This window comes from Burkholderia sp. MBR-1, assembly GCF_013822785.1.
GTDB classification, from domain to species: Bacteria; Pseudomonadota; Gammaproteobacteria; order Burkholderiales; family Burkholderiaceae; genus Burkholderia; species Burkholderia vietnamiensis.
In genome coordinates, this window is record NZ_CP053609.1 from 505,114 (window position 1) to 531,529 (window position 26,416).

Below are 26,416 nucleotides of genomic sequence, written 5' to 3' on the forward strand. Positions count from 1 at the left end.
TCGATATCGTCGGCGGCGCGGCCGCCCCTATGCCGGGGACTGTAGCACGCCGGACGGCGGCGGGGTGGGCGCCAAATCAAGCCGCGCGAAGCGTCCGCCGGCCACGCTGGCGACGCGGCCGGCCAGCTCCAGCGCGAGCAGCGCGCGGTGCAGCACGTCGTCCGGCAGGTCGCTGTGCTCGGCGAGCCATTCGTACGTGACGGGGCCGTATCCCAATGCGGCGAGCACGGCTCGTTCGGCTGGATCGTTCGCGGGCGCGCATGCGGTTCGTGGGGGCGTGGAGCGGGCATCGGCTGCGGTGTCGGTACCGGGAGATGCCGCTGCTCCAGTGCGGCGCTCGCCCGCGCGAGGCGCGGCGGCGGCAGATGCATCGTGGCGGTTGGAGCAGCAACCCGCATCGGCCGCCGCGCCGCCGGCCTGGGCCGCAGGTTCCCCGAGCCCGTACTCCTCGAGCACGTCGAGCGGTGTGGCGGTGAGCTTTGCGCCATCGCGGATCAGCGCGTGGCAACCCTGGGCGAGCGGTGCGTGAATCGAGCCGGGCATCGCGAACACGTCGCGGCCGAGTTCGTTCGCGAGCCTTGCGGTGATCAGCGAGCCCGAGCGCGGGGCGGCTTCGACCACCAGCGTGCCGACCGCGAGCGCGGCGATCAGCCGGTTGCGCTGCGGGAAATGCGACGCGCGCGCGGGCGTGCCGAGCGGCCATTCCGAGACGATCACGCCGTGCGCGGCGATCTCATGCGCGAGCATGCGGTGACGCGCCGGATAGACGAGATCGGCGCCGGTCGCGATGACCGCGATCGTGCCCGAGCGGCCGTCGAGGCCGCCGCGATGCGCGGCGCCGTCGATGCCGAGCGCGAGGCCCGACGCGATCGCCAGGCCGGCGTCGGACAGCACCTGCGCGAAACGCGTCGCATCGGCGAGGCCCTGCGGCGTCGCGTGGCGGCTGCCCACCACGGCGATGCTGCGCGCGTGCAGCAGGTCGACCCGGCCCTTTACATATAGCAGCGATGGCGAATCGTGCAGGTCGCGCAGCCGCGGCGGGTAGGCCGGATCGGTGAGCGTGACGATCGCGTTGCCCGGCGCGTCGAGCCACGCGAGCGCGGCGTCGGTGCGCGCGTCGAGGTCGTCCCGGTCGCTCGCGCGCACGGCCCGCGCGGCGGCCGGGCTCGTGTGCTCGGCAATGGCCGCGTCCGACGCGTGCAGCAGCGCCGCGGGCGTGCCGAATGCGTCGAGCAACACGCGCAGCACCGCCGGCGCGATGCCGGGCGCATGCGCGAGTTGCAGCCATGCGCGCAGCATGGTCGCGGTCAGCGCTTGCGGCGACATGAGATTGCGCCCGAATGCGACGGCCAGCGCGGCGCGTGGCGCCATGATAAAATTTTCATCATCCGAAATACTCGACGGGGCCGCGCGCACGGGCGTCCGGCCAGTTGCAGGAGGCATGACGCGCGGCATTGATATGCCGTACGTTCGCCTCATCTTCATTGCATCCCGGCAATGGCGCCACTCGGCCGGATGGCCGATACGGCACGCCGCCCACCCGAATACCGAACACCATGGCTTTGCTGAACATTCTTCATTACCCCGACAAGCGACTGCACAAGGTCGCCAAGCCCGTCGACAAGGTCGACGACCGCATCCGCAAGCTCGTCGCCGACATGGCAGAAACCATGTATGCGGCGCCCGGCATTGGCCTCGCGGCGACGCAGGTCGACGTGCACGAGCGCGTGATCGTGATCGACGTCTCCGAAGAAAAGAACGAGCTGCGCGCGTTCATCAATCCGGAGATCGTCTGGTCGAGCGACGCGAAGCAGGTGTACGAGGAAGGCTGCCTGTCGGTGCCCGGCATCTACGACGAAGTCGAGCGCCCGGACCATGTGCGCGTGCGCGCGCTCAACGAGCGCGGCGAGCCGTTCGAGCTCGACTGCGAAGGCCTGCTGGCGGTGTGCGTGCAGCACGAGATGGACCATCTGATGGGTCGCGTGTTCGTCGAATACCTGTCGCCGCTGAAGCAGACCCGTATCAAGACGAAGATGAAGAAACTCGAACGCGCGATGTAACGCGTGCGCGCCAAGCCCTCTCGAACGCTGTCATGACCCATACGTTGCGCGTGATTTTTGCCGGCACGCCGGAATTCGCCGCGGCCGCACTCGCCGCGATCCACGAGGCCGGTTTTCCGGTGCCGCTCGTGCTCACCCAGCCCGATCGTCCTGCCGGGCGCGGAATGAAACTGCAGGCGAGCGCGGTGAAGCGCTACGCCGTCGAGCACGGCATGCCCGTCGCGCAGCCGCCGTCGCTGCGCCGCGCCGGCAAGTTCCCCGCCGAGGCCGCCGAGGCGATCGAGCTGCTGCGCGCGACGCCGCACGACGTGATGGTGGTGGCCGCATACGGCCTGCTGCTGCCGCAGGAGGTGCTCGACATTCCGCGCGCCGGCTGCATCAACATTCACGCGTCGCTGCTGCCGCGCTGGCGCGGCGCGGCGCCGATTCATCGCGCGATCGAAGCCGGGGACGCCGAAACGGGCGTCACGCTGATGCAGATGGACGTCGGCCTCGATACCGGTGCGATGATCGACGAGGCGCGCATCGCGATCGCGCCCGACGACACGACCGCGACGCTGCACGACCGGCTCGCCGCCGACGGCGCACGGCTGATCGTCGCCGCACTCGAGCGGCTCGAGCGCGACGGCGCGCTGCCCGCGACGCCGCAGCCGGCCGACGGCGTGACGTACGCGGAAAAGATCGGCAAGCACGAAGCGGCGCTCGACTGGCGCAAGGCGGCCGACGTGCTCGCGCGCCAGGTGCGTGCGTTCGACCCGTTCCCGGGCGGCGTCGCGACGCTCGACGGCGCCGCGATCAAGCTGTGGGCCGCCGAGCCCGTGGCCGCGCGTGGCGATGCGGCGCCCGGCACGATCGTCGAAGCCGCCCCGGAAGGGGTGATCGTCGCCTGCGGCGCGGGCGCGCTGCGCGTGACGCAACTGCAGAAGCCGGGCGGCAAGCGCTTGCCGGCGCGCGAATTCCTGGCCGGCTCGCCGCTCGCCGCGGGCCAGCGTTTCGCATTGCCCGACGCCGCCTGAGCATCATTCGACCCGGGATGCCGGCCGGGCGCAATCGGCCGGATGGCCGAGTCGCGCCGCGCGGCGGGCGCGCGTAGAATTCCCGTGCGTTTCCCGGTTACGAGGCTCCCATGTTCGGCATCACCCACTTCGGCTTTTTCGTACTCGCGGTTTTCCTGCTCAACATCACGCCTGGCCCCGACACCGCGTACATCGTCGGCCGCAGCATCGCGCAGGGCCGCGACGCGGGGCTGATGTCGGCGCTCGGCATCTCGGCCGGCGCCTGTGTGCACACGCTCGCATGCGCATTCGGGCTGACCGCGCTGCTCGCCGCGTCGGCCGCCGCGTTCACGGCGATCAAGCTCGTCGGCGCCGCGTACCTGATCTACCTCGGCGTGCGCATGATCGTCGCGAAGCAGGGCGGTGCGCCGGCTCCTGCCGCCGCCGCGCAGCCCATCGCCGCGAAGCCGCTGCGTCAGCTGTTCATGCAGGGTTTCTGGACCAACGTGCTGAACCCGAAGGTCGTGCTGTTCTTCGTGTCGTTCTTCCCGCAGTTCGTGTCGGCGGGCAGCCCGCACAAGGCGCTCGCGTTCCTCGCGCTGGGCTCGGTGTTCGTCGTGATGAGCACCGTCTGGTCGTGCATCGTCGTGTGGATCGCCGGCGGTGTCACGCAACGCTTTTCCGGCAAGCCGGGCGTCAAGAAGTGGCTCGACCGCACGGTCGGCAGCGCGTTCGTCGGCCTCGGGCTGCGGCTCGCGGCCGCGCAACGCTGAGATTGAATTTTTCCGGCGCGACCTTATCTAACAAATCGCTTACAATTTTCCGCCGCCCGTGACGGTGCGGCGGGTCCCCTGACGGATAAGGAGTGGGTATGTTCAATTGGGTCAAAACGGCGATGCTGATGGCCGCGATCACGGCCCTGTTCATCGTGATCGGCGGGATGATCGGCGGCTCGCGTGGCATGACGATCGCGCTGCTGTTCGCGCTCGGCATGAATTTCTTCTCGTACTGGTTCTCCGACAAGATGGTGCTGCGCATGTACAACGCGCAGGAAGTCGACGAGGCCACGGCGCCGCAGTTCTACCGGATGGTCCGCGAGCTCGCCACGCGCGCCAACCTGCCGATGCCGCGCGTCTACCTGATCAACGAGGATGCGCCGAACGCGTTCGCCACGGGCCGCAACCCCGAGCACGCGGCGGTCGCCGCGACGACGGGCATCCTGCGCGTGCTGTCCGAGCGCGAAATGCGCGGCGTGATGGCGCACGAGCTCGCGCACGTGAAGCACCGCGACATCCTGATCTCGACGATCACCGCGACGATGGCCGGCGCGATCTCGGCGCTGGCCAACTTCGCGATGTTCTTCGGCGGCCGCGACGAAAACGGCCGGCCGGCCAATCCGATCGCGGGGATTGCGGTTGCGCTGCTCGCGCCGATCGCCGGTGCGCTGATCCAGATGGCGATCTCGCGGGCGCGCGAGTTCGAGGCCGATCGCGGCGGCGCGCAGATTTCCGGCGATCCGCAGGCGCTCGCCACCGCGCTCGACAAGATTCATCGCTATGCGGCGGGCATTCCGTTCCAGGCGGCCGAAGCGCATCCGGCCACCGCGCAGATGATGATCATGAATCCGCTGCACGGCGGCGGCCTGCAGAACCTGTTTTCCACGCACCCGGCGACCGAGGAGCGCATCGCGCGCTTGATGGAGATGGCGCGTACCGGCCGCTTCGATTAGGGCCAGCGCAAGCCCGTTATCAGCGTGAACAGGCTCTAAGCCGCCCCTCATTCATCGCCCACACCCCGCATGCCTCGCGCTGCGGGGTGTTTCATTTGCCGCGCCCGCAAAGGGGCCGCATGGCCTCACGCTACAATGCGCGGTTTGGAATCGCGATGCCCACGCGGCGGCCCGGTTCCCGCCGCTCGCGGCGCCCGTTTGCCGATTTCGCTCCGATGACACGAACCCGTTCCTCCGCCCCGTCTTCCTCCGGCCGCGCTGCGCGCCCGTCCGCGCTGCGCCTCGCGCCCGATTCGCTGGGCTTTGCGCTCGACGCGGCCGCGCAGGCCGTCGATGCCGTGCGGCGCGGCACCGCGTTGCCGGCGGCGCTCGCCACGGTGTTCGCGCAGATGCCGGCCGATGTCCGCGCGTTCGCACGCGGCGCGACGCAGGACGTGGCCTATCGAACGATGCGCCGCCTCGGCAGCGCCGACTGGCTGATCGGCCGGCTCGTCAGCAAGGCGCCGCCCGCGCACGTGCACGCGGTGCTGGCCGGCGCGCTCGCGCTGCTGCTCGATCCCGCCGATGCGGCGGCGTATCCGGCCTTCACGGTCGTCGATCAGGCCGTGACGGTGATCGGCGCACGGCGCGAATACGCGTTCGCGAAAGGGCTGGTCAACGCGGTGCTGCGGCGCTTCGAGCGCGAGCGCGATACGCTCGTCGCGGCGCTGCAGGACGATCCGGTCGCACGCTGGAATTACCGCCCGTGGTGGATCGACGCGGTGAAGCGCGCGTGGCCGGATGCATGGCAGGCCGTGCTCGCCGCCGGCGATCGGCAGGGGCCGCTCACGCTGCGCGTGAATGCGCGGCGCGCGAGCGTCGACGCGTATCTCGACACGCTGCGCGCGAACGGAATCGACGCGACTGCGATCGGCCGTCATGCGGTGCGGCTCGCGTCCGCGCTGCCGGTCGATCGCATTCCGGGCTTTGGCGACGGCGTCGTGTCGGTGCAGGATGCCGGCGCGCAGCTCGCGGCCGAATGGCTCGGCGCGCGCGACGGCATGCGCGTGCTCGACGCCTGCGCGGCGCCGGGCGGCAAGACCGGGCACATCCTCGAGCTGGCCGATGTCGACGTCGTCGCGCTCGAAAGCGATGCGGCCCGCGCCGAGCGCATCGGCGAGAATCTCGCGCGCCTGTCGCTGTCCGCGGACGTGCGCGTCGGCGATGCGGGCGCGCCGCAAGCGTGGTACGACGGCCGCCCGTTCGATCGCATTCTGGCCGACGTGCCGTGCTCGGCGTCGGGCATCGTGCGCCGTCATCCCGATATCCGCTGGTTGCGCCGCGAAGCCGACATCGCCGCGCTCGTCGCGGAGCAGCGCCGCATCCTGAGCGCGTTGTGGCCGCTCGTGAAGCCGGGCGGCGAACTGCTCTACGTAACCTGCTCGATCTTCCCCGATGAAGGCGAGCTGCAGGCGCGCTGGTTTGAAGCCGCCTGTGAAGATGCGGTACGATTGGACGCGCCCGGCCAACTGCTGCCGGGCGGCGTGCGCGGCGCGACGGCCGGCGCACTCGACCCGACCACCGATCACGACGGATTCTTCTACGCGCGGTTTCAGAAACGGTGACGATCAAACACCCTTTTCCACTTCGGCTCGCGGCCGTCCTGTTGGTGGCGCTGGCGCTGTGCCTGACCGTCGTGCGGCCGGCGCGCGCCGAGTCGATCGCCGTGCAGCGTGCGTCGCTGCAGGCTGACGGAAGCGGCTGGAGCCTCGATGCCCGCTTCGACTTCGAGCTGAATCCGAACCTCGAGGATGCGGTGAACAAAGGCATCCCGCTTTACTTCACGACCGACTTCGAACTGAGCCGCGCCCGCTGGTACTGGTTCGACGAGCAACCGGTGTCGGTGGCGCAGACGATCCGCCTGTCGTTCCAGCCGCTCACGCGCGAGTACCGCGTGTCGACCGGCGGCCTGCAGCTCGGCTTCCCGTCGTTGAAGGACGCGCTCGCGGTCGTGCGCCACATCACGTCGTGGCACGTGATCGAGCGCAACCAGGTGCGCGCCGGCGAAACCTACACGGCCTCGGTGCGCATGCAGCTCGACACGGCGCTGATGCCGAAGCCGTTCCAGGTCGACGCGGTGAACAACCGCGACTGGACGCTCGTGTCCGACTGGAAGCGCTTCAACTTCACGGTGACCGAACGTGCTAAATAAAGTGCGCCGCGCGGCCAGCGGGAAGAGCCTGCTCATTCGCGTGATCGTGTCGACCGTCGCGCTCACCGCGCTGCTGCTGCTCGTGCTGCTCGCCGCGGCGAGCGCGAACACCGAGTTCTTCGACCGCTACTACTCGTGGCTGTACGCGATGAACATCATCGTCGCGATCGTGTTCCTGCTGGTCGTGCTCGGGCTGATCGGGATGATCGTCGTGCGGCTGAGGAAGGGCAAGTTCGGCACGCGGCTGCTCGCGAAGCTCGCGGTGTTCTTCGCGCTCGTCGGCGTGGTGCCGGGCGGCATCATCTACATCGTGTCGTACCAGTTCGTGTCGCGCAGCATCGAGTCGTGGTTCGACGTGAACGTCGAAACCGCGCTCACCGCCGGCCTGAATCTCGGCCGCGGGATGCTCGACGCGTCGCTGTCCGATCTGCAGACGAAGGCGCGCCTGATGTCCGATCAGCTCGCGAGCGTCGATGCGAACACGAACGGCACGACGCTCACGCTGCTGCGCCTGCGCGACCAGTTCGGCGTGCAGGACGCGACGATCGTCGAGCCGAGCCGCGCCGGCTCGGGCGCGGCGCCCGACCTGCACATCGTCGCGCAGGCGTCGGGCAATTTCGCCGCGCTGATTCCCGACGACCTGCCGACGCCGCTGATGCTGAGTCAGGCGCGCGAGCACGGCGCGTACGCGGCGATCGAAGGCGAAGTCGACGGCGACCCGCGCGCGCACGGCGCGAAGGGCGCGCTGCGGCTGCGCGTCGTGCGGCCTATCCCCGACGCGTCGACGTCGCTGCTGCAACCGGCGGAGCGCTTCCTGCAGCTGACGCAGCCGGTGCCGCCGACGCTCGCGCACAACGCCGACGCGGTGCAGCGCGCCTATCGCGAATATCAGGAAAAGTCGCTGGGCCGCACCGGCCTGCGCAAGATGTACATCGGCACGCTGACGCTCGCGCTGTTCCTCGCGACCTTCATCGCGATGATGCTCGCGCTCGCGCTCGGCCAGCAGCTCGCGCGGCCGCTGTTCCTGCTCGCGCAGGGCACGAAGGAGATCACGGAAGGCGACTACACGCCGAAGCGCGAGATCAAGTCGCGCGACGAGCTCGGCTTCCTCACGCAGTCGTTCAACGCGATGACGCGCCAGCTGTCCGAGGCGCGGCTGGCGGTCGAGAAGAACCGCATCGCGCTCGAGCATTCGAAGACGTATCTCGAAAGCATTCTCGCGAACCTGACGGCCGGCGTGTTCGTGCTCGATCGCCAGTTCCGGCTGACGACCGCGAACCGCGGCGCGGAGCGGATCTTCCGGCAGCCGTTCGGCTCGATGATCGGCACCGCGCTCGACCGGATCGGCGTCGTCGCGGAATTCGGCGCGATGGTGCGCAAGGCGTTCGCCGATCGCGAGGCGGCGTCCGACGGCGCGAGCGGCGATCGCGGCCATTGGCAGCAACAGTTCGCGGTCGTCGTGCCGGGCGAAGCCGATCCGCTCACGCTGCTCGTGCGCGGCACGCGCCTCGTCTCGACGGTCGAGGGCGAGGCGGACGATCCGCAGACCTCCGGCTACGTGGTCGTGTTCGACGACATCTCCGACGTGATTTCCGCGCAGCGCTCGGTTGCATGGGGCGAAGTCGCGCGACGGCTCGCGCACGAGATCAAGAACCCGCTCACGCCGATCCAGCTGTCGGCCGAACGGCTGCAGATGAAGCTGTCCGACAAGCTCGAGCCGCACGATGCCGACGTGCTCAAGCGCGGCGCGACGATGATCGTCAATCAGGTGGCGGCGATGAAGCGGATGGTCGACGACTTCCGCGAATACGCCCGCACGCCGCCCGCGGTGCTCGCGAGCCTGCAGCTGAACGAGCTGGCGAGCGAGGTGCTCGGGCTGTATGGCGTCGGCGAAGGCAAGAGTGCGATCGTCGCGGAGCTGGCGCCGTCGCTGCCGGTGATCCGCGGCGACGCGACGCAATTGCGTCAGGTGATTCACAACCTGCTGCAGAACGCGCAGGATTCGGTCGCGGAGGTCGCGCATCCGCGTGTGTTGATCGAAACCAAGACAGTAGAATATGGCGATCCCGACGCCGAGGGCAAAACGCGCGTCGCGGTACGTCTGACCGTGTCCGACAACGGGCCCGGTTTTCCGGCACGCATCCTGACCCGTGCGTTCGAGCCTTACGTTACGACGAAGGCGAAGGGCACGGGGCTCGGACTGGCCATGGTCAAGAAAATCGTGGACGAGCACGGCGCACGGATCGATCTGCGCAATCGCATGCACGGTGAGATCGTCGAGGGTGCGCAGGTGTCGATCCTGTTCCTGCAGATGGCGAGCGATGCGCCAGGCGCCGAACCCGGCGCGCAGGGCGGGACGGCACCCGCCAACACAAAAGCAAGTGTGCAGACAAAGGCAGCGTAAATGGCAACCATCCTGGTGGTAGATGATGAAATGGGCATCCGGGAATTGCTCTCGGAGATCCTCAGCGACGAAGGACATGTCGTCGAGGCGGCGGAGAACGCGCAGGCTGCGCGGGAATACCGGCTGAATCAGGCGCCCGATCTCGTGCTGCTCGATATCTGGATGCCCGATACCGACGGCGTCACGCTGCTCAAGGAATGGGCGGCGCAAGGGCTGTTGACGATGCCGGTGATCATGATGTCCGGGCACGCGACGATCGACACCGCCGTGGAGGCGACGAAGATCGGCGCACTCGATTTCCTCGAGAAGCCGATCGCGTTGCAGAAGCTGCTGAAGTCGGTCGAGCACGGGCTCGCGCGCGGCGCGGCGCCGGTGTCCGTGAATGCGGCGGTGAAGGCGGGCGCTGGCCAGGCCGCGGGCCCTGCGGCGATCGCATCGGCGGCCGCGCTGCCGACGCTCGGCGACGAGATGGCGTCGGCGCTCGGTCTCGCGGGCCAGATGGCCGCGATCCCGTTCGACATCCCGTTGCGCGAAGCGCGCGACGCGTTCGAGCGCGCGTACTTCGAATATCATCTGGCGCGCGAGAACGGCAGCATGACGCGCGTCGCCGAGAAGACGGGCCTCGAGCGCACGCACCTGTATCGCAAGCTCAAGCAGCTCGGCGTCGAGCTCGGCAAGAAGCAGTCGGAAGGCGCGGCATAAAAATATTTCACGAAAACCCTTGTGCAAGTATCGGGGGCTCGATATACTTTCATTCTTCGTTGGCCCGGTAGCTCAGTTGGTAGAGCAGCGGATTGAAAATCCGCGTGTCGATGGTTCGATTCCGTCCCAGGCCACCAGCAGTTCCAACCCCAAGAATCGGAAGATTCTTGGGGTTTTTCGTTTGTGGTGGGGTTTCGCAGGCACCGCGGCCGGCCCGGCAGTGTTCGTCGGCACGTGATAAAATCCGTGCCCGCTCAATGACTTAGCGCATCGCTAACCGATGCGCGTCCGGGCTGTCGCAACGTGCGGCCGTGGCGCGCGGCAACGCTGCCGCGCGATGGGCGGTATAAGCGCACGGCCGCGTTTGCGGCCGACCGCGCTGCCTATACTGGTCGAGCCGGCAAGGGCCGGCACGCGTCGGGCCGCCCGGCGGCAGCCGGCCCCGCGGCGCAGCGCGACGCGAGCCTACACATTCACGGAGTATCACGGTGATTCGGACAGACGCTAAAGACGGCGCGCTCGTGTTGTTTTCCGGCGGCCAGGATTCGGCCACGTGCGTGGCCTGGGCCCTCGAACGCTACCAGACGGTCGAGACGCTCGGCTTCGATTACGGCCAGCGCCACCGCGTCGAGCTCGAATGCCGGGAAGGCGTGCGCGACGCACTGAAGCACCGCTTCCCCGCGTGGGCGGGCCGCCTCGGCGACGATCACATGATCGACCTGTCGGTGCTCGGCGCGATCAGCGACACCGCGATGACGCGCACGATCGAGATCGAGACCGCGGCGAACGGCCTGCCGAACACGTTCGTGCCCGGCCGCAACCTGTTGTTCATGACGATCGCGGCCGCGATTGCGTATCGCCGCGGCTTGCGCGTGCTGGTCGGCGGGATGTGCGAGACCGATTTCTCGGGCTACCCCGACTGCCGCGACGACACGATGAAGGCGCTGCAGGTCGCGCTGAACCTCGGCATGGACACGCGCGTCGTGCTGGAGACGCCGCTGATGTGGCTCGACAAGGCGCAGACGTGGCAACTCGCCGAACAGCTCGGCGGCGCCGCGCTGGTCGAGCTGATTCGCGTCGAGACGCACACGTGCTACGTGGGCGAGCGCGCCGAACTGCACGACTGGGGCTTCGGCTGCGGCGAATGCCCGGCCTGCAAGCTGCGCAAGCGCGGCTACGAGGCCTACCTGAAGGGCGAGCGGGTGACCGAAGCGCCGCTGTGAGGCGGCAGCGCCGGCAGCGCTTGATGGACAACCGATTCTGATCGACAACGAGCGGCGCGAGCCGGACGAAGCACGATGACTTACGCGGTCAAGGAAATTTTCTACACGTTGCAGGGCGAGGGCGCGAACGCGGGCCGTCCGGCCGTGTTCTGCCGGTTCGCCGGCTGCAATCTGTGGTCCGGCCGCGAAGAGGATCGTGCGGACGCCGTGTGCCGCTTCTGCGATACGGATTTCGTCGGCACCGACGGCGAGAACGGCGGCAAGTTCAAGGACGCCGCCGCGCTCGTCGCGACGATCGCCGGCCTGTGGCCGCACGGCGAAGCGCACCGCTTCGTCGTCTGCACCGGCGGCGAGCCGATGCTGCAGATCGATCAGCCGCTCGTCGACGCGCTGCACGCGGCCGGCTTCGAGATCGCGATCGAGACCAACGGCTCGCTGCCGGTGCTCGACACGATCGACTGGATCTGCGTGAGCCCGAAGGCCGACGCGCCGCTCGTCGTCACGAAGGGCAACGAGCTGAAGGTCGTGATTCCGCAGGACAACCAGCGGCTCGCCGACTACGCGAAGCTCGATTTCGAGTACTTTCTCGTGCAGCCGATGGACGGTCCGTCGCGCGACATCAACACGAAGCTCGCGATCGACTGGTGCAAGCGGCATCCGCAGTGGCGGCTGTCGATGCAGACCCACAAATATCTGAACATTCCCTGAGCGACGGCTTTTGACATCGTGCTGATTACCCGAAAACTCGAATTCGACGCGGGCCACCGCATTCCCGATCACCGCAGCCAGTGCAGGAACCTGCACGGTCATCGCTACGTGCTCGAAGTCACGCTGCGCGGCGATCTCGTCGATACCGAGGGCGCGCCCGACCGCGGCATGGTGATGGATTTCGCCGACGTGAAGGCGCTCGCGGTCGAGCATCTCGTCGACAAGTGGGATCACGCGTTCCTGGTCTACGCGCGCGACGAGGTCGTGCGCTCGTTCCTCGAGCAGATGGCCGACCACAAGACCGTCGTGCTCGACCGGATTCCGACCGTCGAGAACCTCGCCGCGATCGCGTTCGACATCCTCGCGCACGTGTACGACGCGCACTACGGCGTGAACCTGCGCCTCGAGCGCGTGCGCCTGTACGAAACGCCGAACTGCTGGGCCGACGTCGAGCGGGAGCCGTCGCGCTGACGGTGGGTCGGCGGCGCGGGTGGGTCGCTGGCTCGTTTGATTTTATTGATTGGTCGATTCGCAGGCGCGCCGAACTGCTAGCCTGCTGATTCTCTAGCTCGATGACTCGCTGACCCGCCAACGTGGTCGACCCGCTGACCCACCGCCCCCTCGCACCTCCCTCCGCACCCGCATCACCACGCTTCGCCGCACATCCCACATTTCGCCCGACGGCGCGCTATGATCGACGCGTGGCGCCGCCTGCGCGTCCGCTCGGGCGCTGCCGTCCGGCCGTTCCCCAGTGCTGTTCCGTTCGACTGCCTGTCCGCCGGGAGGCCGTATCGATGAGCACGCTCACCAACACCATCAAGCAACGTCTACACGACGGCGACGAGCCGTTGTACGGCCTGTGGCTGTCGCTCGGCTGCGACTCGGTCGCGGAAGCGCTCGCACACGCCGGCTACGACTGGCTCTGCATCGACATGGAGCATGCGCCGAACGACAGCCGCGACGTCGCATCGCAGTTGCGGGCGCTCGCTGCCGCGCATCTGCCGACCGAGCCGGTCGTGCGCGTGCCGGGGCGCGAGCCGTGGCTCGTGAAGCGCGCGCTCGACGCCGGCGCGCGCACGCTGATGTTTCCCTGTATCGAAACGCCCGAAGAAGCCGCGCACGCCGTGCGGCTCACGCGCTTTCCGTCGCCGGAATCTCCCGATGGCCTGCGCGGCGTGGCCGGCATGGTGCGCGCGGCGGCGTTCGGCATGCGCCGCGATTATCTGCAGACGGCGAACGCGCAAGTCGCGGTGATCGTGCAGATCGAATCGGCGCGCGGCATCGACGAGGTCGAGCGGATCGCCGCGACGCCCGGCGTCGACTGCCTGTTCGTCGGCCCGGCCGATCTGGCGGCGAGCATCGGGCATCTGGGCGACAGCCGCCACCCGGACGTCGCCGCCGCGATGGCGCGCGTGCTGGCGGCGGGCAAGCAGGCCGGCGTCGCGGTCGGCATCTTCGCGAACGATGTGGCGGGCGCGCGCCAGTACCGCGACGCCGGCTACCGGATGATCGCGCTGTCGGCCGACGTGAGCTGGCTGCTGCGCGCAACACGCCAGGCGCTGCAGGAGGTGCGGTCATGAACGACGTCGATCGAAACGGAGCAGGAGCCGGCGCCCCGACTGACGCAGGACCAGGCACGACCCCAGAACCAAGCACCGATGCCCGCGCCCGATCCGCATGCCACGCGGTCGGTCCGCGCGAGCGGCTCGGCGCGATGCTCGGCCTGTGCGTACTCTGCGCGGCAACCGCCGCCGCAGCCACCGCCCAAACCACCCCGCACCCGAAACCCGATCCCGCGCACGAGACGCAATCCGCGGTAGCCGACTACAACGCCGGCGACTATCGCGCCGCGCTCGTGCAGTTCCACGACGCGGCCGAGCGCGGCGACCGGCTCGCGCAGTTCAATTACGCGATGATGCTGCTCACCGGCGTCGGCGTGAGCGCGAACGTCGACGAGGGGCTGCGCTGGCTCAAGCGGGCGGCCGACGCCAACATGTCGCACGCGCAGTACGTGTACGGGCGCATGTTCGACGACGGCGAGTTCGTCGCGCGCAACCCGGCCGAAGCGCACCGCTGGTTCCTGCGCGCGGCGAAGCAGGGGCACGTGCAGGCCGAGCTGTCGCTCGCGAACCAGTTTCTCGACGGGCGCGGCACGCCGCGCGACAACCGGCAGGCGTTCGTCTGGTACAAGCAGGCGGCCGATTCGGGCGAGCCGACGGCGCAGTACGTGACCGCATCGTTCTACGAGCGCGGCGGCGACGGCGTCGTGCAGAACCTGAACATCGCGCGTGCCTACTACGCGGCGGCCGCCGCGCAGGGCGACGAGACGGCCGGGCTGAAATTCAAGGAGCTGAGTGCGCGGCTGAAGGCGCAGGAACCCGCGGCGGGCGGCGGCGCGGACCATGCGAGCCCGCGCGCGGCGCCGCAGTGAGCGCGCGACCGGCCGCGACCGCTCGTCGATACGAAAAACGGCGCCGAGGCGCCGTTTTCGCTTGCCGCGGCCGCATGCGGCCACCCGTCGTGCGGGCGCTCAGCTCTTCATCAGCCGCCGCTGCCGCGCGACGCTCATGATCATCCCGATCGCGATGCCGAGCGTCGTGAGCGCGGTGCCGCCGTAGCTCATGAACGGCAGCGGCACGCCGACGACCGGCAGCACGCCGCTCACCATGCCGATGTTCACGAACGCATAGACGAAGAACGCGAGCGTGAGCGAGCCGGCGAGCAGCCGGCCGAACAGCGTCGCGCCCTGCGCGGCGATGTAGAGTCCGCGCGCGATCAGCGCCATGTACAGCGTCAGCAGCACGAGCCCGCCCGCGAGCCCCCATTCTTCGGAGAACACCGCGAAGATGAAGTCGGTGTGCTTCTCCGGAATGAATTCGAGGTGCGCCTGCGTACCCTTCAGATAACCCTTGCCGAGCACCCCGCCCGAACCGATCGCGATCACCGCCTGGATGGTGTGGAAGCCCTTGCCGAGCGGGTCGGAGGTCGGGTCGAGCAGCGTGCACACGCGGTGCTTCTGATAATCGTGCATCAGCGGCCATTGCACTTCCGGCTGGCAGATGCGCTCCTCGAACACCGCGATCGAGCCGATTGCGATCACGCCCGCGACCAGCACCGGCACGATCAGCTTGAACGACAGGCCGGCCAGATAGATCACGAAGAAGCCGGCCGCGAACACCAGCAGGCCGGTGCCGAGGTCGGGCTGCTTCGCGATCAGCCCGACGGGCACCAGCAGAATGCCGAACGCGGCGAGGAAGTCGTACCAGCGCAGCCCGCCTTCGCGGCGCTGGTAGTACCACGCGAGCATCAGCGGCGTCGCGATCTTGAGGATCTCGGACGGCTGGATCACGACGCCGACGTTCAGCCAGCGCTTCGCGCCCTTCTTGGTCATGCCGAACAGCGCGACCGCGACCAGCAGCGCGACCCCGACCGTATAGAGCGGGACCGCGAAGCGCATCAGCGTCGTCGGCGGGATATTGGCGATCACCCACATCAGCACGAACGTCAGCAGGATGTTGCGCAGTTGATCCTCGACGCGGCCCGGCATGTCGATGCTCGCGCTGTACAGCGTGACGATGCCGACGCACATCAGCAGGAACACGATGAGGGCGAGCGGGCGGTCGAAGCCCGCGAACATCTGCTTGATCTTGTCGAGCCAGGCGCGCTTGTCGAATTGCATGCCTTTCTCCGTTAATGAGCGGTGCCGGCGTTCGCCGCCTTCGCGGCGGCTGCGGCTCGGGAATTGTCGTCGCGCGGCGCGGCCGCGAGCGGCTGCGCATCGCTGGCCGGCCGGCGCGGCCGGTGCGGGCGCCGGATCGGCGGCAGGCTCGCGGGCCGCGGCGCCGCAGCGCTCGCCTCGGTTGCCTCGGTCGCCGGCGCCGCGCTGGCGGCCGCCGCAGCACCCGGTGCCGACGCGGCCTGCGCCGCGCTCGCCGCGCTCGGCACCACCGGTGGCGGCAGCGCCGTGAAGCCGGCCGCCACGGTGACGGGCTTCGTCGCGTCGCCGATCACGGGCGCGCTCACCGGCTCGGTCGCCGATGCGGCGGCGGCCACGGCCGCGGCCTCGTTCTTCGGGTTCTGGCGCTCGACCAGGTAGTAGTCGAGCACGCGGCGTGCGATCGGGCCGGCGGACTGCGCGCCCCAGCCGCCGTTCTCGACGACCAGCGCGAGCGCGATCTGCGGATGGTCGACCGGCGCGTACGCGATGAACAGCGCGTGGTCGCGCAGATGCTCGGCGAGCAGGTGGCCCTTGTAGTTCGAGCCCTGCAGCGAGAACACCTGCGCGGTGCCGGTCTTGCCCGCCGCGACGTACTGCGCGCCGCGGAACACCTTGTACGCGGTGCCCGACGGGTTGTCGATGACGTTCTCCATCCCGCGCTTCACGACGTCGAGGTCGGCGGCCTTGAGCGGGATGACCTCGCTTTCCTTCGGCACCGTCAGGTGGCGCGCGCGCGTGATCGGATCCTCGACTTCCTTCACCAGGTGCGGCTTCATCACGACGCCGTTGTTCGCGAGCGTCGCGGTCGCATGCGCGAGCTGCAGGATCGTGAACGAGTTGTAGCCCTGGCCGATCCCGAGGCTGATCGTCTCGCCGTCGTACCACTTCTGCTGCGCAGGCTTCTTGAACGCCTTCTTCTTCCATTCGGTCGACGGCAGGATCCCGCGCGCCTCGCCCTGGATGTCGATGCCGGTGATCTGGCCGAACCCGAACGGCTTCATGAAGTTCGCGATCGCATTGACGCCGAGGTCGCGCGCGAGCATGTAGAAGTAGGTGTCGTTCGACACCATGATCGCCTTGTTCATGTCGACCCAGCCCTGGCCCGAGCGCACGTCGTTGCGGAACGTGTGGCCGCCGAACGTGAAGTAGCCGGGATCCTGGAAGCCCCAGCCCGGCGTGCGCTTGCCGAGCGTCAGGCCGGCCAGCGCCATGAACGGCTTGTACGTCGAGCCGGGCGGGTAGGTGCCGTGCAGCGGGCGGTTCAGGAGCGGCTTGTCGGGCGAGTTGTTCAGCTCGTCCCAGGTCTGCTGGTCGATGCCGTCGACGAACGAGTTCGGGTCGAAGCTCGGCGACGACACGAACGCGAGCACGTCGCCCGTCTTCGGTTCGATCGCGACGAGCGCGCCGCGCTTGCCGGCGAACGCCTGCTCGGCAACCTGCTGCAGCGCGATGTCGAGCGACAGCACGAGGTTGTCGCCGGGCGTCGCCTGCGTGCGCGACAGCGTGCGCACGGGCCGGCCGCCGGCCGTCACCTCGACTTCCTCGAAGCCCGTCAGGCCGTGCAGCTCGGTCTCGTAGCTCTGCTCGACGCCGATCTTGCCGATGTAGTCGGTGCCCTTGTAGTTGTTCGCGTCGCGGCGCGGATCGTAGTGTTCCGGATCGCTGTCGTTGTCGTCGCTCATCGCGTCGATGCGATCCTGGTCGCGCTTCGAGATCCGGCCGATATAGCCGATCACGTGCGCGGCCGTCATGCCGAGCGGGTACTGGCGGAACAGCCGCGCGCGCACGTCGACGCCGGGGAAGCGGAAGCGCTGCGCGGTGAAGCGGGCGACTTCGGCGTCGGTCAGGCGCGTGCGGATCGGCAGGCTCTCGAAATTCTTCGAGTCTTCCTGCAGCTTCTTGAAGCGGCGGCGGTCGCGCGCGTCGATCGGAACGATCTCGGACAGCTTGTCGATCGTGTTGTCGAGCGTGTCGTCGAGCTTCGACGGCGTGATCTCGAGCGTGTACGCCGAGTAGTTCTTCGCGAGCACCACGCCGTTGCGGTCGGTGATGATGCCGCGGTTCGGCACGATCGGCGCGACCGAGATGCGGTTTTCCTCGGCCTGCAGCGCGTATTTGCCGTGCTGCAGCAGCTGCAGGTAGAAGAAGCGGCTCGCGAGCAGCCCGAAGCAGACGAACACGAACACGCCCGCCGCCGCGACGCGCAGGCGGAACTTCGAGAGCTGCTGTTGGGTGTCGTTGAATTCGGTCATGCGCTTACAGTCGATCCGGCCCGCGCACGTCGAGCGCGCGGGCGAGGGGCCGCCTCGGGGCGCTTGGGGCGTGGGGGCGGCAGGTCATCAAGGGGCGGTTCCGGTGCGGCTCAGATCGGGCGCGTGTCGTCCGGGTCGACCGGGCGGCGTTGCGGCATCAGCAGCAGATGGCTCGCGATCGGCCACAGCGCGGCCTCGACGAAGCCGTCCACCAGATAGCGCCAGCCGGGGAACGCGGCGCCCATCATCAGCCGGATCACGAACGGCACCAGTTGCGCGCCGACCAGCAGCGGCGTCACGTACAGCACCTGCACGCCGATCGGCATCCACAGCACGCGCCGGTGGATCGTGATCGCACCGTACGACAGCAGCGTATAGGCGAGCGCATGCTCGCCGAGCAGCCCCGCGTCGTGCACGTCCATCAGGATGCCGAGCGCGAACGCGACGCCCATCCCGACCTTGCGCGGCTGATGGATGTTCCAGAACAGCAGCACGAGCGCGACGAAGTCGGGCACGCCGGGCAGGCGGCCCCACGGCATCAGGTTCAGCAGGAACGCGGCGGCGAGGCTGAAGACGATGAAGTACGGGTTGACCGGCTGCAGGATGTATTGCGGGCGATTCATCGCTGGGCTCCTGGTTGCCCGGCCGCGGGCTGCGCGGGCGCCGCCGGAGCCGCTGCCGCGGGCGTCGCGCCCGGTGCGGCGGCCGGCTTCGCGTTCGCGTCGGCCTTCTCCTTGTCGACCTTCGCCGCGCCCTTCGCGCCTTTCTTGCCCTTCGCGTTCTTGTCGGTCGGCTCGGGCTCGGCCGGGCGCGGCGGGACGTCGCTGCGGTAATGCAGCACCAGCATCTCGCGCGCGCCGCGCACCGCGGCGATCGGCGCGCAGGTCACGCGCGCGAACGCAGTATCGGCGAGCTTGTCGACGCGCACGACCTTCGCGACCGGCAGGCCGGGCGGATAGACGCCGTCGAGGCCGCTCGTGACGAGCTCGTCGCCCGCGACGAGGTCCGAGCTGGTCGGCACGAAGCGCAGATCCAGCGCATCGCCCTTCGGCGTGCCGTAGATCACGCTGCGCAGGCCGGTGCGCAGCACCTGCACCGGAATCGCGAGATCGCGGTCGGTGATCAGCGTGACTTCCGCCTGCAGCGGGAACACGCGCGTGACCTGGCCGACCACGCCGTCCTCGCTGACGACCGGCGCGCCGTGCTGGATGCCCTGTTGCGAGCCTTGCCCGATGACGATCTTCTGCGTGAACGGGTCGCTCGTGTCGTACTGGATCTCGACCGGCGTCGATTGCGTCGCGATGTGCTGGCGCAGCTCGAGCACCGCGCGCAGATGGATGTTTTCCTGCGCCAGCACCGCGGCCTGGTTGGCCTGGGTGGACAGCTGCAGGTTGCGCTTGCGCAGCGCGTCGTTCTCGTGGCGCAGCGACGCGCCGGTGACCGCGATGTCGGCCGCGCCCATGAACAGGTCGCGCGGCACGAGCGCCGCGCGCTGCAACGGGTACAGCACGGTGCCGAGCACGCCGCGGACGATTTCGAGCGTGCTGAAGCGCGCGTCCGACACGAGGAGCGCGATGGCGAGGGCGACGAAGAAGATGAGCCGCGCGAGCGCAGGCGGACCTTGCTTGAAGAGAGGCGGCGGACTGTATTCCATGGTCGGCGCCGGGCGCGTGGTGATCGGTTAAATAATGCTCAGACGCGCAAACGGCGTGGCGGTTCGTTCTGAGCGAGCGATCCGGCCACGCCGCGCGTGCGTCATGTCAAACGGGACTGCCTAGGCGATCACGCGGCGATCACTCGTACGAGAAGATGCTGCCCAGCTTGTCCATGCGCTCGAGCGCCATGCCCGAGCCGCGCACGACGCAGGTGAGCGGATCTTCGGCGACGAGCACCGGCAGGCCGGTTTCTTCCGCGAGCAGGCGGTCGAGGTCGCGCAGCAGCGCGCCGCCGCCCGTCAGCATCATCCCGCGCTCGGCGATGTCGGCGCCGAGTTCCGGCGGCGTCTGCTCGAGCGCGATCTTCACCGACGACACGATCTGGTTCAGCGGGTCGGTCAGCGCTTCGAGGATTTCGTTGCTGGAGATCGTGAAGCTGCGCGGAATGCCTTCCGACAGGTTGCGGCCCTTCACTTCCATTTCCTTGACTTCGGAGCCCGGGAACGCGGAGCCGATTTCCTTCTTGATCGCCTCGGCCGTCTGCTCGCCGATCAACATCCCGTAGTTGCGGCGGATGTAGTTGACGATCGCTTCGTCGAATTTGTCGCCGCCGACGCGCACCGAGCCCTTGTAGACGATGCCGCCGAGCGAGATCACGCCGACTTCGGTCGTGCCGCCGCCGATGTCGACGACCATCGAGCCGGTGGCTTCCGACACCGGCAGGCCCGCGCCGATCGCGGCCGCCATCGGCTCCTCGATCAGGTAGACCTGCGACGCGCCCGCGCCGTGCGCGGCTTCCTTGATCGCGCGGCGCTCGACCTGGGTCGAGCCGCACGGCACGCAGATGATGATGCGCGGCGACGGCGAGAACATGCGAGACTCGTGCGCCGTCTTGATGAACTGCTTGATCATCTGCTCGGTGACGGTGAAGTCGGCGATCACGCCGTCCTTCATCGGGCGGATCGCCTCGATGTTGCCCGGCACCTTGCCGAGCATCTGCTTGGCTTCCTTGCCGACTGCCTGGATCGTCTTCTTGCCGTTGGGGCCGCCTTCCTGGCGGATCGACACCACCGACGGCTCATCGAGCACGATGCCCTTGCCGCGCATGTAGATCAGGGTGTTTGCGGTGCCGAGGTCGATCGCGAGATCGTTGGAGAAATAGCTGCGCAAAAAACCGAACATTCAGAATCCTGTTTCGCTCTGAGCCGGCCCTGGATAGCGAGCGCTGAGGGCGGCAGCGGAAAAAATAACAGCCTCGGGAAGCGTGGCGGAAGCGGCCGCCGCGGCGCACGAAGCTGCGAGTGATGTCTACCGGGAACCGCACGAAGCACGCACGGCTTGCCGAAGCGGCGAAACGGTGCGGGAAAAGGCTGGCCGGGTTTGGGTCGAACGCGTAATGATACCTTATAATTTCGCGGTATTTGAACCGAAACGGACGGTATTTTTGCCGCTTCGGTCCCGATTTTTGAGGGTGGGATCGCACCCTCCAACCCCCCGCCGCAGCGCGGTTTCAGATTGCGCTGCGCAGTCTTGTTTTTCCGGTGATCGCATGGCCCTGACCCTGACCGATGTGAAACGCATCGCGCACCTGGCGCGACTCGAAATGGCCGACGCCGACGCCGAGCACACGCTCGGCCAGCTCAATGAGTTCTTCGGCCTCGTCGAGCAGATGCAGGCGGTCGACACCGCCGGCATCGCGCCGCTCGCCCACCCGATCGAACAGATCCAGGAAGTCGCGCAGCGCCTGCGCGACGACGCCGTGACGGAAGTCGTCAATCGCGACGACAACCAGCGTCCGGCGCCGGCCGTCCAGGACGGCCTCTATCTCGTGCCGAAGGTGATCGAGTAAGCCTTCGACGACACGCGCGCCGGCGCCACGCCGCGCGCGCGACCCAGAATTCCCAGGAAAACCATTCAATGCACGCAAAAAGCCTGACCGAACTGCGCGCCGCGCTCGCCGCCAAGGAATGCTCGGCCGTCGAGCTCGCGCAGCTGTACCTGAAACGGATCGACGCGGCACGCGACCTGAACGCGTTCGTCCACGTCGACGCCGACCTCACCCTCGCGCAGGCGAAGGCCGCCGACGCCGAGCTCGCGCGCGGCGCGGGCGGCCCGCTGACCGGCGTGCCGATCGCGCACAAGGACGTGTTCGTCACGCGCGGCTGGCGCTCGACCGCCGGCTCGAAGATGCTCGAAAACTACCAGAGCCCGTTCGATGCGACCGTCGTCGCCCGCCTGCAGGCGGCCGGCATGGTCACGCTCGGCAAGACCAACATGGACGAGTTCGCGATGGGCTCGTCGAACGAAAACTCCGCGTTCGGCGCGGTGAAGAACCCGTGGGACACCCACGCGGTGCCGGGCGGCAGCTCGGGCGGCAGCTCGGCCGCCGTCGCCGCGCGCCTCGCGCCGGCCGCCACCGGCACCGACACCGGCGGCTCGATTCGCCAGCCCGCGTCGTTCGCGGGCGTGACGGGCATCAAGCCGACCTACGGCCGCGTGTCGCGTTACGGGATGATCGCGTTCGCGTCGTCGCTCGACCAGGGCGGCCCGATGGCGCAGAGCGCGTCCGACTGCGCGCTGCTGCTGAACGCGATGGCCGGCTTCGACGAGCGCGACTCGACGAGCCTCGAGCGCGACGACGAAGACTTCACGCGCCACCTCGGCCAGCCGTGGACGGCCGGCAGCGATGCGGCCAGGCCGCTCGCCGGGCTGCGCATCGGCCTGCCGAACGAGTATTTCGGCGCGGGCCTCGCCGACGACGTGCGCGCGACGATCGACGCGGCGCTCAAGCAATATGAAGCGCTCGGCGCGACGCTCGTGCCGGTGTCGCTGCCGAAGACGGAGCTGTCGATTCCCGTCTACTACGTGATCGCGCCGGCGGAAGCGTCGTCGAACCTGTCGCGGTTCGACGGCGTGCGCTTCGGCCACCGCGCCGCGCAGTACGGCGATCTGCTCGACATGTACAAGAAGTCGCGCGCCGAAGGCTTCGGCCCCGAGGTGAAGCGCCGGATCCTGGTCGGCACCTACGTGCTGTCGCACGGCTACTACGACGCCTACTACCTGCAGGCGCAGAAGATCCGCCGCATCATCGCGCAGGATTTCCAGGAAGCGTTCAAGTCCTGCGACGTGATCATGGGCCCGGCGTCGCCGACGGTCGCATGGGATCTCGGCGCGAAGGGCGACGATCCGGTGCAGATGTATCTCGCCGACATCTACACGCTGTCCGTGAGCCTCGCCGGCCTGCCCGGCATGAGCGTGCCGTGCGGCTTCGGCGCCGGCGCGAACGCGAAGCGCCCGGTCGGTCTGCAGATCATCGGCAACTATTTCAACGAAGCCCGGATGCTGCAGGTCGCCGATGCGTTCCAGCGCGCGACCGACTGGCACAAGCAAGTACCGGCAGGGGTGTAAGCATATGACTCAATGGGAAGTCGTCATCGGTCTCGAGACGCACGCGCAACTGTCGACCGTCTCGAAGATTTTCTCCGGCGCGCCGACGCAGTTCGGCGCCGAGCCGAACACGCAGGCCTGCCCGGTCGATCTGGCGCTGCCGGGCGTGCTGCCGGTGCTGAACCGCGGCGCGGTCGAGCGGGCGATCCGCTTCGGCCTCGCGATCGGCTCGACCATCGCGCCGCGCAGCATCTTCGCGCGCAAGAATTATTTCTACCCCGATCTGCCGAAGGGCTATCAGATCAGCCAGTACGAGATCCCGGTCGTCCAGGGCGGCCAGATCACGATCCAGGTGCCGGCCAATGAAAAGGCCGGCAAGCCGGCATACGAGAAGACGGTCAACCTGACCCGCGCGCATCTCGAGGAAGATGCGGGCAAGTCGCTGCATGAAGACTTCGCCGGGATGACCGGGATCGACCTGAACCGCGCGGGCACGCCGCTGCTCGAGATCGTCACCGAGCCGGAAATGCGCAGCGCGGCCGAGGCCGTCGCCTATGCGAAGGCGCTGCACGCGCTCGTCGTGTGGCTCGGCATCTGCGACGGCAACATGCAGGAAGGCTCGTTCCGCTGCGACGCGAACGTGTCGGTGCGCCCGGTCGGCCAGGAGAAGTTCGGCACGCGCGCCGAGATCAAGAACCTGAACTCGTTCCGCTTCCTCGAGGAGGCGATCAACTACGAAGTGCGACGCCAGATCGAGCTGATCGAGGACGGCGGCGAAGTCGTGCAGGAAACGCGCCTGTACGATCCGGACAAGCGCGAGACGCGCTCGATGCGCAGCAAGGAAGACGCGCACGACTACCGCTACTTCCCCGATCCCGACCTGATGCCGCTCGTGATCGGCCAGGACTGGATCGAGCGCGTGCAGGCCGGGATGCCCGAGCTGCCGGCCGCGATCCAGCAGCGCTTCGTCGACCAGTACGGCGTGTCCGCGTACGACGCCGGCGTGCTGACGTCGAGCAAGGCGATGGCCGCGTACTTCGAGGCGGTGGTCGCGAAGGCCGGCGCGGCGAACGCGAAGATCGCCGCGAACTGGCTGATGGGCGACGTATCGTCGCAGCTGAACCGCGACGGCATCGAGATCGACGCGATTCCGGTGTCGGCCGCGCAGCTCGCGCTGGTGCTGCAGCGCATCGCCGACGGCACGATCTCGAACAAGATCGCGAAGGAAATCTTCGCGACGATCTGGGACGAGAAGGCAACCGATGAAGGTGCGGCCGACCGCATCATCGACGCGAAGGGCCTCAAGCAGATCTCCGACACCGGCGCGCTGGAGGCGATCATCGACGAGGTGCTCGCGGCGAACGCGAAATCGGTCGAGGAATTCCGCGCGGGCAAGGAGAAGGCGTTCAACGCGCTGATCGGCCAGGCGATGAAGGCGACCAAGGGCAAGGCCAATCCGCAGCAGGTCAACGAGCTGTTGAAGAAGAAGCTCGGCTGAACGTGGCCGCGCACCTGAGCCGCGTGTGACGACGGGCCGCCGCCGAACCTGTTCGGGGCGGCCCGTCGCTTTGGCGGATGCGCTATCGTGTGCGACTGACCGCGCACCGTCCAACGGAGGAACGAATGGCGAAACAACCGTCGCTCGACGATTTCCGCGTGCCGTACGGCACGCGCGACAAGGCAGCTGCCGCATTCACGCTCGACGCGTTCGATCCGGCGGCGAAGCCGTTCTCGTCGGGCTCGAAGGACACCGACCGCGAACGGCTGTCGGCCGTGTCGACCGAACTCGACACGCATCAGGAACGCCTGCACGCGCAGCACAAGAAGCGCGTGCTGCTGGTGTTGCAGGGCATGGACACCAGCGGCAAGGACGGCACCGTGCGCGCGGTGTTCCGCGAAGTCGATCCGCTCGGCCTGCGCGTCGTGCCGTTCAAGGCGCCGACGCCGATCGAGGCCGCGCACGACTTCCTGTGGCGCGTGCATGCGCAGGTGCCGGCCGCGGGCGAGCTCGCGATCTTCAATCGCAGCCACTATGAAGACGTGCTGGTGCCGCGCGTGCTCGGCATGATCGACGCGAAGGAATGCGAGCGCCGCTACCGGCAGATCCGCGATTTCGAGACGATGCTGGTCGAGAGCGGCACGACGATCGTCAAGTGCTTCCTGCACATCTCGAAGGACGAGCAGCGCGCGCGGCTGCAGGCGCGCATCGACGATCCGACCAAGCACTGGAAGTTCGACATCGCCGATCTCGACGCGCGCAAGCACTGGGATGCGTATCAGTCGGCATACCGCGATGCGCTCGCCGCGACGTCGGTCGAGCATGCGCCGTGGTACGTGATTCCGGCGAACTCGAAGACGCACCGCAACGTGATGATCGCCGAGCTGCTGCTGCGCACGCTGACCGACATGAAGCTCGAATTCCCGCCGCCGAAGCCGGAGCTCGAAGGCGTGAAGATCAGCTAGCGATCCCGTCAAACCCATCGAAACGAACAGAACCACGGAACCCGACATGATGCGAGTGATTACCGCCAACCTGAACGGCATCCGCTCCGCCGCGAAGAAGGGCTTCTTCGACTGGCTCGGCGAACAGAACGCCGACTGCGTGTGCGTGCAGGAAATCAAGGTGTCGGCCGACGACCTGCCGGCCGAATTCGTCGAGCCGCACGGCTTCAAGAGCTATTTCCATCACGCGGCGAAGAAGGGCTACAGCGGTGCGGGCGTGTACAGCCGCCGTGAGCCCGACGACGTGATCATCGGCTTCGGCAGCAGCGAATTCGATCCCGAGGGGCGCTACGTCGAGGCGCGTTACGGCAAGCTGTCGGTCGTGTCGGTGTACGTGCCGTCCGGCTCGAGCGGCGAAGAGCGCCAGCAGGCGAAGTACCGCTTCATGGACGAATTCATGCCGCATCTCGCCGAGCTGAAGCAGCAGCGTGAGGTGATCCTGTGCGGCGACGTGAACATCGTCCACAAGGAAATCGACATCAAGAACTGGAAGAGCAACCAGAAGAACTCGGGCTGCCTGCCCGAGGAGCGCGCGTGGCTCACGCAGCTGTTCGACGAGGTCGGCTACGTCGACGTGTTCCGCACGCTGGACCCGCGCCCCGAGCAGTACACGTGGTGGAGCAACCGCGGCCAGGCGTACGCGAAGAACGTCGGGTGGCGCATCGACTACCAGATCGCGACGCCGGGCGTCGCGGGCACCGCGAAAAGCACGTCGATCTTCAAGGACATCAAGTTCAGCGATCACGCGCCGCTGACGGTCGATTACGACTACAAGAAGTGAGCGGCGGCATCGCCGCGATGCGTGTAGCGCGATGCGCATGGCGCATGGCGCGGCCGTCGGGCCGTTCCGACGGTCGATGAAAAACGGGCCGCATGTCGTTCGACATGCG

Annotated in this window: 24 protein-coding genes and 1 tRNA gene; 19 read left to right on the plus strand and 6 right to left on the minus strand. The window is 68.2% G+C overall.

Annotated features, from left to right (window positions below; translation table 11 throughout):
- Positions 1–27: 27 nt before the first annotated feature.
- Complete coding sequence (gene dprA / locus MBR110_RS02365) at positions 28–1,371, minus strand: DNA-processing protein DprA (protein ID WP_059739036.1); 1,344 nt, start codon at positions 1,369–1,371, stop codon at positions 28–30.
- 185 nt (positions 1,372–1,556) lie between these two features.
- Between dprA and def the strand changes: the two genes are divergently transcribed.
- The 14 genes from def (at position 1,557) to MBR110_RS02435 (ending at position 14,443) form a co-directional block, all read left to right on the plus strand.
- Positions 1,557–2,060, plus strand: coding sequence for a peptide deformylase (gene def, locus MBR110_RS02370; RefSeq protein WP_011886433.1), 504 nt, complete (start codon positions 1,557–1,559; stop codon positions 2,058–2,060).
- Between the two features lie 32 nt (positions 2,061–2,092).
- Positions 2,093–3,076: a methionyl-tRNA formyltransferase gene (gene fmt / locus MBR110_RS02375; protein WP_011886432.1), complete on the plus strand. Its 984-nt coding sequence runs from the start codon at positions 2,093–2,095 to the stop codon at positions 3,074–3,076.
- A 110-nt stretch (positions 3,077–3,186) separates the two neighbouring features.
- Complete coding sequence (locus tag MBR110_RS02380; RefSeq protein WP_011886431.1) at positions 3,187–3,828, plus strand: LysE family translocator; 642 nt, start codon at positions 3,187–3,189, stop codon at positions 3,826–3,828.
- Positions 3,829–3,926: 98 nt separating this feature from the next.
- Entirely contained in the window at positions 3,927–4,784 is an 858-nt protein-coding gene (gene htpX, locus MBR110_RS02385; RefSeq protein WP_011886430.1) for a zinc metalloprotease HtpX, read from the plus strand.
- A 215-nt stretch (positions 4,785–4,999) separates the two neighbouring features.
- Positions 5,000–6,388: a 16S rRNA (cytosine(967)-C(5))-methyltransferase RsmB gene (rsmB, locus tag MBR110_RS02390; protein WP_034192454.1), complete on the plus strand. Its 1,389-nt coding sequence runs from the start codon at positions 5,000–5,002 to the stop codon at positions 6,386–6,388.
- Complete coding sequence (locus MBR110_RS02395) at positions 6,385–6,975, plus strand: DUF4390 domain-containing protein (RefSeq protein WP_011886428.1); 591 nt, start codon at positions 6,385–6,387, stop codon at positions 6,973–6,975. The genes rsmB and MBR110_RS02395 overlap by 4 nt, the downstream gene beginning before the upstream one ends.
- A complete protein-coding gene (esaS, locus tag MBR110_RS02400) occupies positions 6,965–9,379 on the plus strand; it encodes a sensor histidine kinase EsaS (protein WP_059462195.1) in 2,415 nt (804 codons plus the stop codon). Before MBR110_RS02395 ends, esaS begins: the two co-directional genes overlap by 11 nt.
- Positions 9,380–10,081 (plus strand): response regulator transcription factor EsaR, encoded by a 702-nt coding sequence (gene esaR / locus MBR110_RS02405; RefSeq protein WP_011886426.1) that lies wholly within the window; start codon positions 9,380–9,382, stop codon positions 10,079–10,081.
- Between the two features lie 61 nt (positions 10,082–10,142).
- Positions 10,143–10,218, plus strand: a tRNA-Phe gene (locus MBR110_RS02410).
- A 351-nt stretch (positions 10,219–10,569) separates the two neighbouring features.
- Positions 10,570–11,304 carry a 7-cyano-7-deazaguanine synthase QueC gene (gene queC / locus MBR110_RS02415; RefSeq protein WP_011886353.1) on the plus strand — a complete coding sequence of 245 codons (735 nt, stop codon included), beginning with the start codon at positions 10,570–10,572 and terminating at the stop codon, positions 11,302–11,304.
- Positions 11,305–11,379: 75 nt separating this feature from the next.
- The gene (queE, locus tag MBR110_RS02420) at positions 11,380–12,012 is read left to right on the plus strand and encodes a 7-carboxy-7-deazaguanine synthase (protein WP_011886352.1); all 633 of its coding nucleotides are present in this window, start codon (positions 11,380–11,382) and stop codon (positions 12,010–12,012) included.
- Between the two features lie 18 nt (positions 12,013–12,030).
- Positions 12,031–12,483: a 6-carboxytetrahydropterin synthase QueD gene (queD, locus tag MBR110_RS02425; protein ID WP_011886351.1), complete on the plus strand. Its 453-nt coding sequence runs from the start codon at positions 12,031–12,033 to the stop codon at positions 12,481–12,483.
- A gap of 323 nt (positions 12,484–12,806) precedes the next feature.
- Complete coding sequence (locus tag MBR110_RS02430) at positions 12,807–13,592, plus strand: HpcH/HpaI aldolase family protein (protein WP_011886350.1); 786 nt, start codon at positions 12,807–12,809, stop codon at positions 13,590–13,592.
- 134 nt (positions 13,593–13,726) lie between these two features.
- The gene (locus MBR110_RS02435; protein ID WP_045578683.1) at positions 13,727–14,443 is read left to right on the plus strand and encodes a tetratricopeptide repeat protein; all 717 of its coding nucleotides are present in this window, start codon (positions 13,727–13,729) and stop codon (positions 14,441–14,443) included.
- A 99-nt stretch (positions 14,444–14,542) separates the two neighbouring features.
- Here the strand turns inward: MBR110_RS02435 and rodA are convergent, their stop codons facing one another.
- The 5 genes from rodA to MBR110_RS02460 form a co-directional block, all read right to left on the minus strand.
- Positions 14,543–15,691 (minus strand): rod shape-determining protein RodA, encoded by a 1,149-nt coding sequence (rodA, locus tag MBR110_RS02440; protein WP_034192456.1) that lies wholly within the window; start codon positions 15,689–15,691, stop codon positions 14,543–14,545.
- Positions 15,692–15,702: 11 nt separating this feature from the next.
- Complete coding sequence (mrdA, locus tag MBR110_RS02445; RefSeq protein WP_181709153.1) at positions 15,703–17,982, minus strand: penicillin-binding protein 2; 2,280 nt, start codon at positions 17,980–17,982, stop codon at positions 15,703–15,705.
- A gap of 110 nt (positions 17,983–18,092) precedes the next feature.
- Complete coding sequence (mreD, locus tag MBR110_RS02450; RefSeq protein WP_011886346.1) at positions 18,093–18,605, minus strand: rod shape-determining protein MreD; 513 nt, start codon at positions 18,603–18,605, stop codon at positions 18,093–18,095.
- Positions 18,602–19,636, minus strand: a complete 1,035-nt coding sequence (gene mreC, locus MBR110_RS02455; RefSeq protein WP_034192458.1) for a rod shape-determining protein MreC — start codon at positions 19,634–19,636, stop codon at positions 18,602–18,604. The genes mreD and mreC overlap by 4 nt, the downstream gene beginning before the upstream one ends.
- 139 nt (positions 19,637–19,775) lie before the next feature.
- On the minus strand, positions 19,776–20,819 hold the full coding sequence (locus MBR110_RS02460; RefSeq protein WP_004189550.1) for a rod shape-determining protein: 1,044 nt from the start codon (positions 20,817–20,819) through the stop codon (positions 19,776–19,778).
- Between the two features lie 367 nt (positions 20,820–21,186).
- On the opposite strand from MBR110_RS02460, the gene gatC reads away from it, so the two are divergent.
- From gatC to MBR110_RS02485, 5 genes are all read left to right on the plus strand, one after another.
- Positions 21,187–21,486, plus strand: a complete 300-nt coding sequence (gene gatC, locus MBR110_RS02465) for an Asp-tRNA(Asn)/Glu-tRNA(Gln) amidotransferase subunit GatC (RefSeq protein ID WP_006407213.1) — start codon at positions 21,187–21,189, stop codon at positions 21,484–21,486.
- Between the two features lie 68 nt (positions 21,487–21,554).
- On the plus strand, positions 21,555–23,045 hold the full coding sequence (gene gatA / locus MBR110_RS02470) for an Asp-tRNA(Asn)/Glu-tRNA(Gln) amidotransferase subunit GatA (protein WP_011886344.1): 1,491 nt from the start codon (positions 21,555–21,557) through the stop codon (positions 23,043–23,045).
- A gap of 4 nt (positions 23,046–23,049) precedes the next feature.
- Entirely contained in the window at positions 23,050–24,522 is a 1,473-nt protein-coding gene (gatB, locus tag MBR110_RS02475; RefSeq protein WP_011886343.1) for an Asp-tRNA(Asn)/Glu-tRNA(Gln) amidotransferase subunit GatB, read from the plus strand.
- A 125-nt stretch (positions 24,523–24,647) separates the two neighbouring features.
- Positions 24,648–25,487: a polyphosphate kinase 2 family protein gene (locus MBR110_RS02480; protein ID WP_045578687.1), complete on the plus strand. Its 840-nt coding sequence runs from the start codon at positions 24,648–24,650 to the stop codon at positions 25,485–25,487.
- A gap of 46 nt (positions 25,488–25,533) precedes the next feature.
- Positions 25,534–26,307, plus strand: a complete 774-nt coding sequence (locus MBR110_RS02485) for an exodeoxyribonuclease III (protein ID WP_011886341.1) — start codon at positions 25,534–25,536, stop codon at positions 26,305–26,307.
- Positions 26,308–26,416: the final 109 nt, after the last annotated feature.

Excerpts from the sequence above, each read along its gene's own strand:
- esaR (WP_011886426.1), top strand. The coding sequence starts at position 9,380 with ATGGCAACCATCCTGGTGGTAGATGATGAAATGGGCATCCGGGAATTG.
- htpX (WP_011886430.1), top strand. The coding sequence starts at position 3,927 with ATGTTCAATTGGGTCAAAACGGCGATGCTGATGGCCGCGATCACGGCC.
- dprA (WP_059739036.1), bottom strand. The coding sequence starts at position 1,371 with ATGGCGCCACGCGCCGCGCTGGCCGTCGCATTCGGGCGCAATCTCATG.
- def (WP_011886433.1), top strand. The coding sequence starts at position 1,557 with ATGGCTTTGCTGAACATTCTTCATTACCCCGACAAGCGACTGCACAAG.
- queE (WP_011886352.1), top strand. The coding sequence starts at position 11,380 with ATGACTTACGCGGTCAAGGAAATTTTCTACACGTTGCAGGGCGAGGGC.
- MBR110_RS02380 (WP_011886431.1), top strand. The coding sequence starts at position 3,187 with ATGTTCGGCATCACCCACTTCGGCTTTTTCGTACTCGCGGTTTTCCTG.
- gatA (WP_011886344.1), top strand. The coding sequence starts at position 21,555 with ATGCACGCAAAAAGCCTGACCGAACTGCGCGCCGCGCTCGCCGCCAAG.
- rsmB (WP_034192454.1), top strand. The coding sequence starts at position 5,000 with ATGACACGAACCCGTTCCTCCGCCCCGTCTTCCTCCGGCCGCGCTGCG.
- rodA (WP_034192456.1), bottom strand. The coding sequence starts at position 15,691 with ATGCAATTCGACAAGCGCGCCTGGCTCGACAAGATCAAGCAGATGTTC.
- mreC (WP_034192458.1), bottom strand. The coding sequence starts at position 19,636 with ATGGAATACAGTCCGCCGCCTCTCTTCAAGCAAGGTCCGCCTGCGCTC.
- fmt (WP_011886432.1), top strand. The coding sequence starts at position 2,093 with ATGACCCATACGTTGCGCGTGATTTTTGCCGGCACGCCGGAATTCGCC.
- mreD (WP_011886346.1), bottom strand. The coding sequence starts at position 18,605 with ATGAATCGCCCGCAATACATCCTGCAGCCGGTCAACCCGTACTTCATC.
- MBR110_RS02435 (WP_045578683.1), top strand. The coding sequence starts at position 13,727 with ATGCTCGGCCTGTGCGTACTCTGCGCGGCAACCGCCGCCGCAGCCACC.
- gatB (WP_011886343.1), top strand. The coding sequence starts at position 23,050 with ATGACTCAATGGGAAGTCGTCATCGGTCTCGAGACGCACGCGCAACTG.
- MBR110_RS02460 (WP_004189550.1), bottom strand. The coding sequence starts at position 20,819 with ATGTTCGGTTTTTTGCGCAGCTATTTCTCCAACGATCTCGCGATCGAC.
- MBR110_RS02430 (WP_011886350.1), top strand. The coding sequence starts at position 12,807 with ATGAGCACGCTCACCAACACCATCAAGCAACGTCTACACGACGGCGAC.
- MBR110_RS02480 (WP_045578687.1), top strand. The coding sequence starts at position 24,648 with ATGGCGAAACAACCGTCGCTCGACGATTTCCGCGTGCCGTACGGCACG.
- MBR110_RS02485 (WP_011886341.1), top strand. The coding sequence starts at position 25,534 with ATGATGCGAGTGATTACCGCCAACCTGAACGGCATCCGCTCCGCCGCG.
- gatC (WP_006407213.1), top strand. The coding sequence starts at position 21,187 with ATGGCCCTGACCCTGACCGATGTGAAACGCATCGCGCACCTGGCGCGA.
- mrdA (WP_181709153.1), bottom strand. The coding sequence starts at position 17,982 with ATGACCGAATTCAACGACACCCAACAGCAGCTCTCGAAGTTCCGCCTG.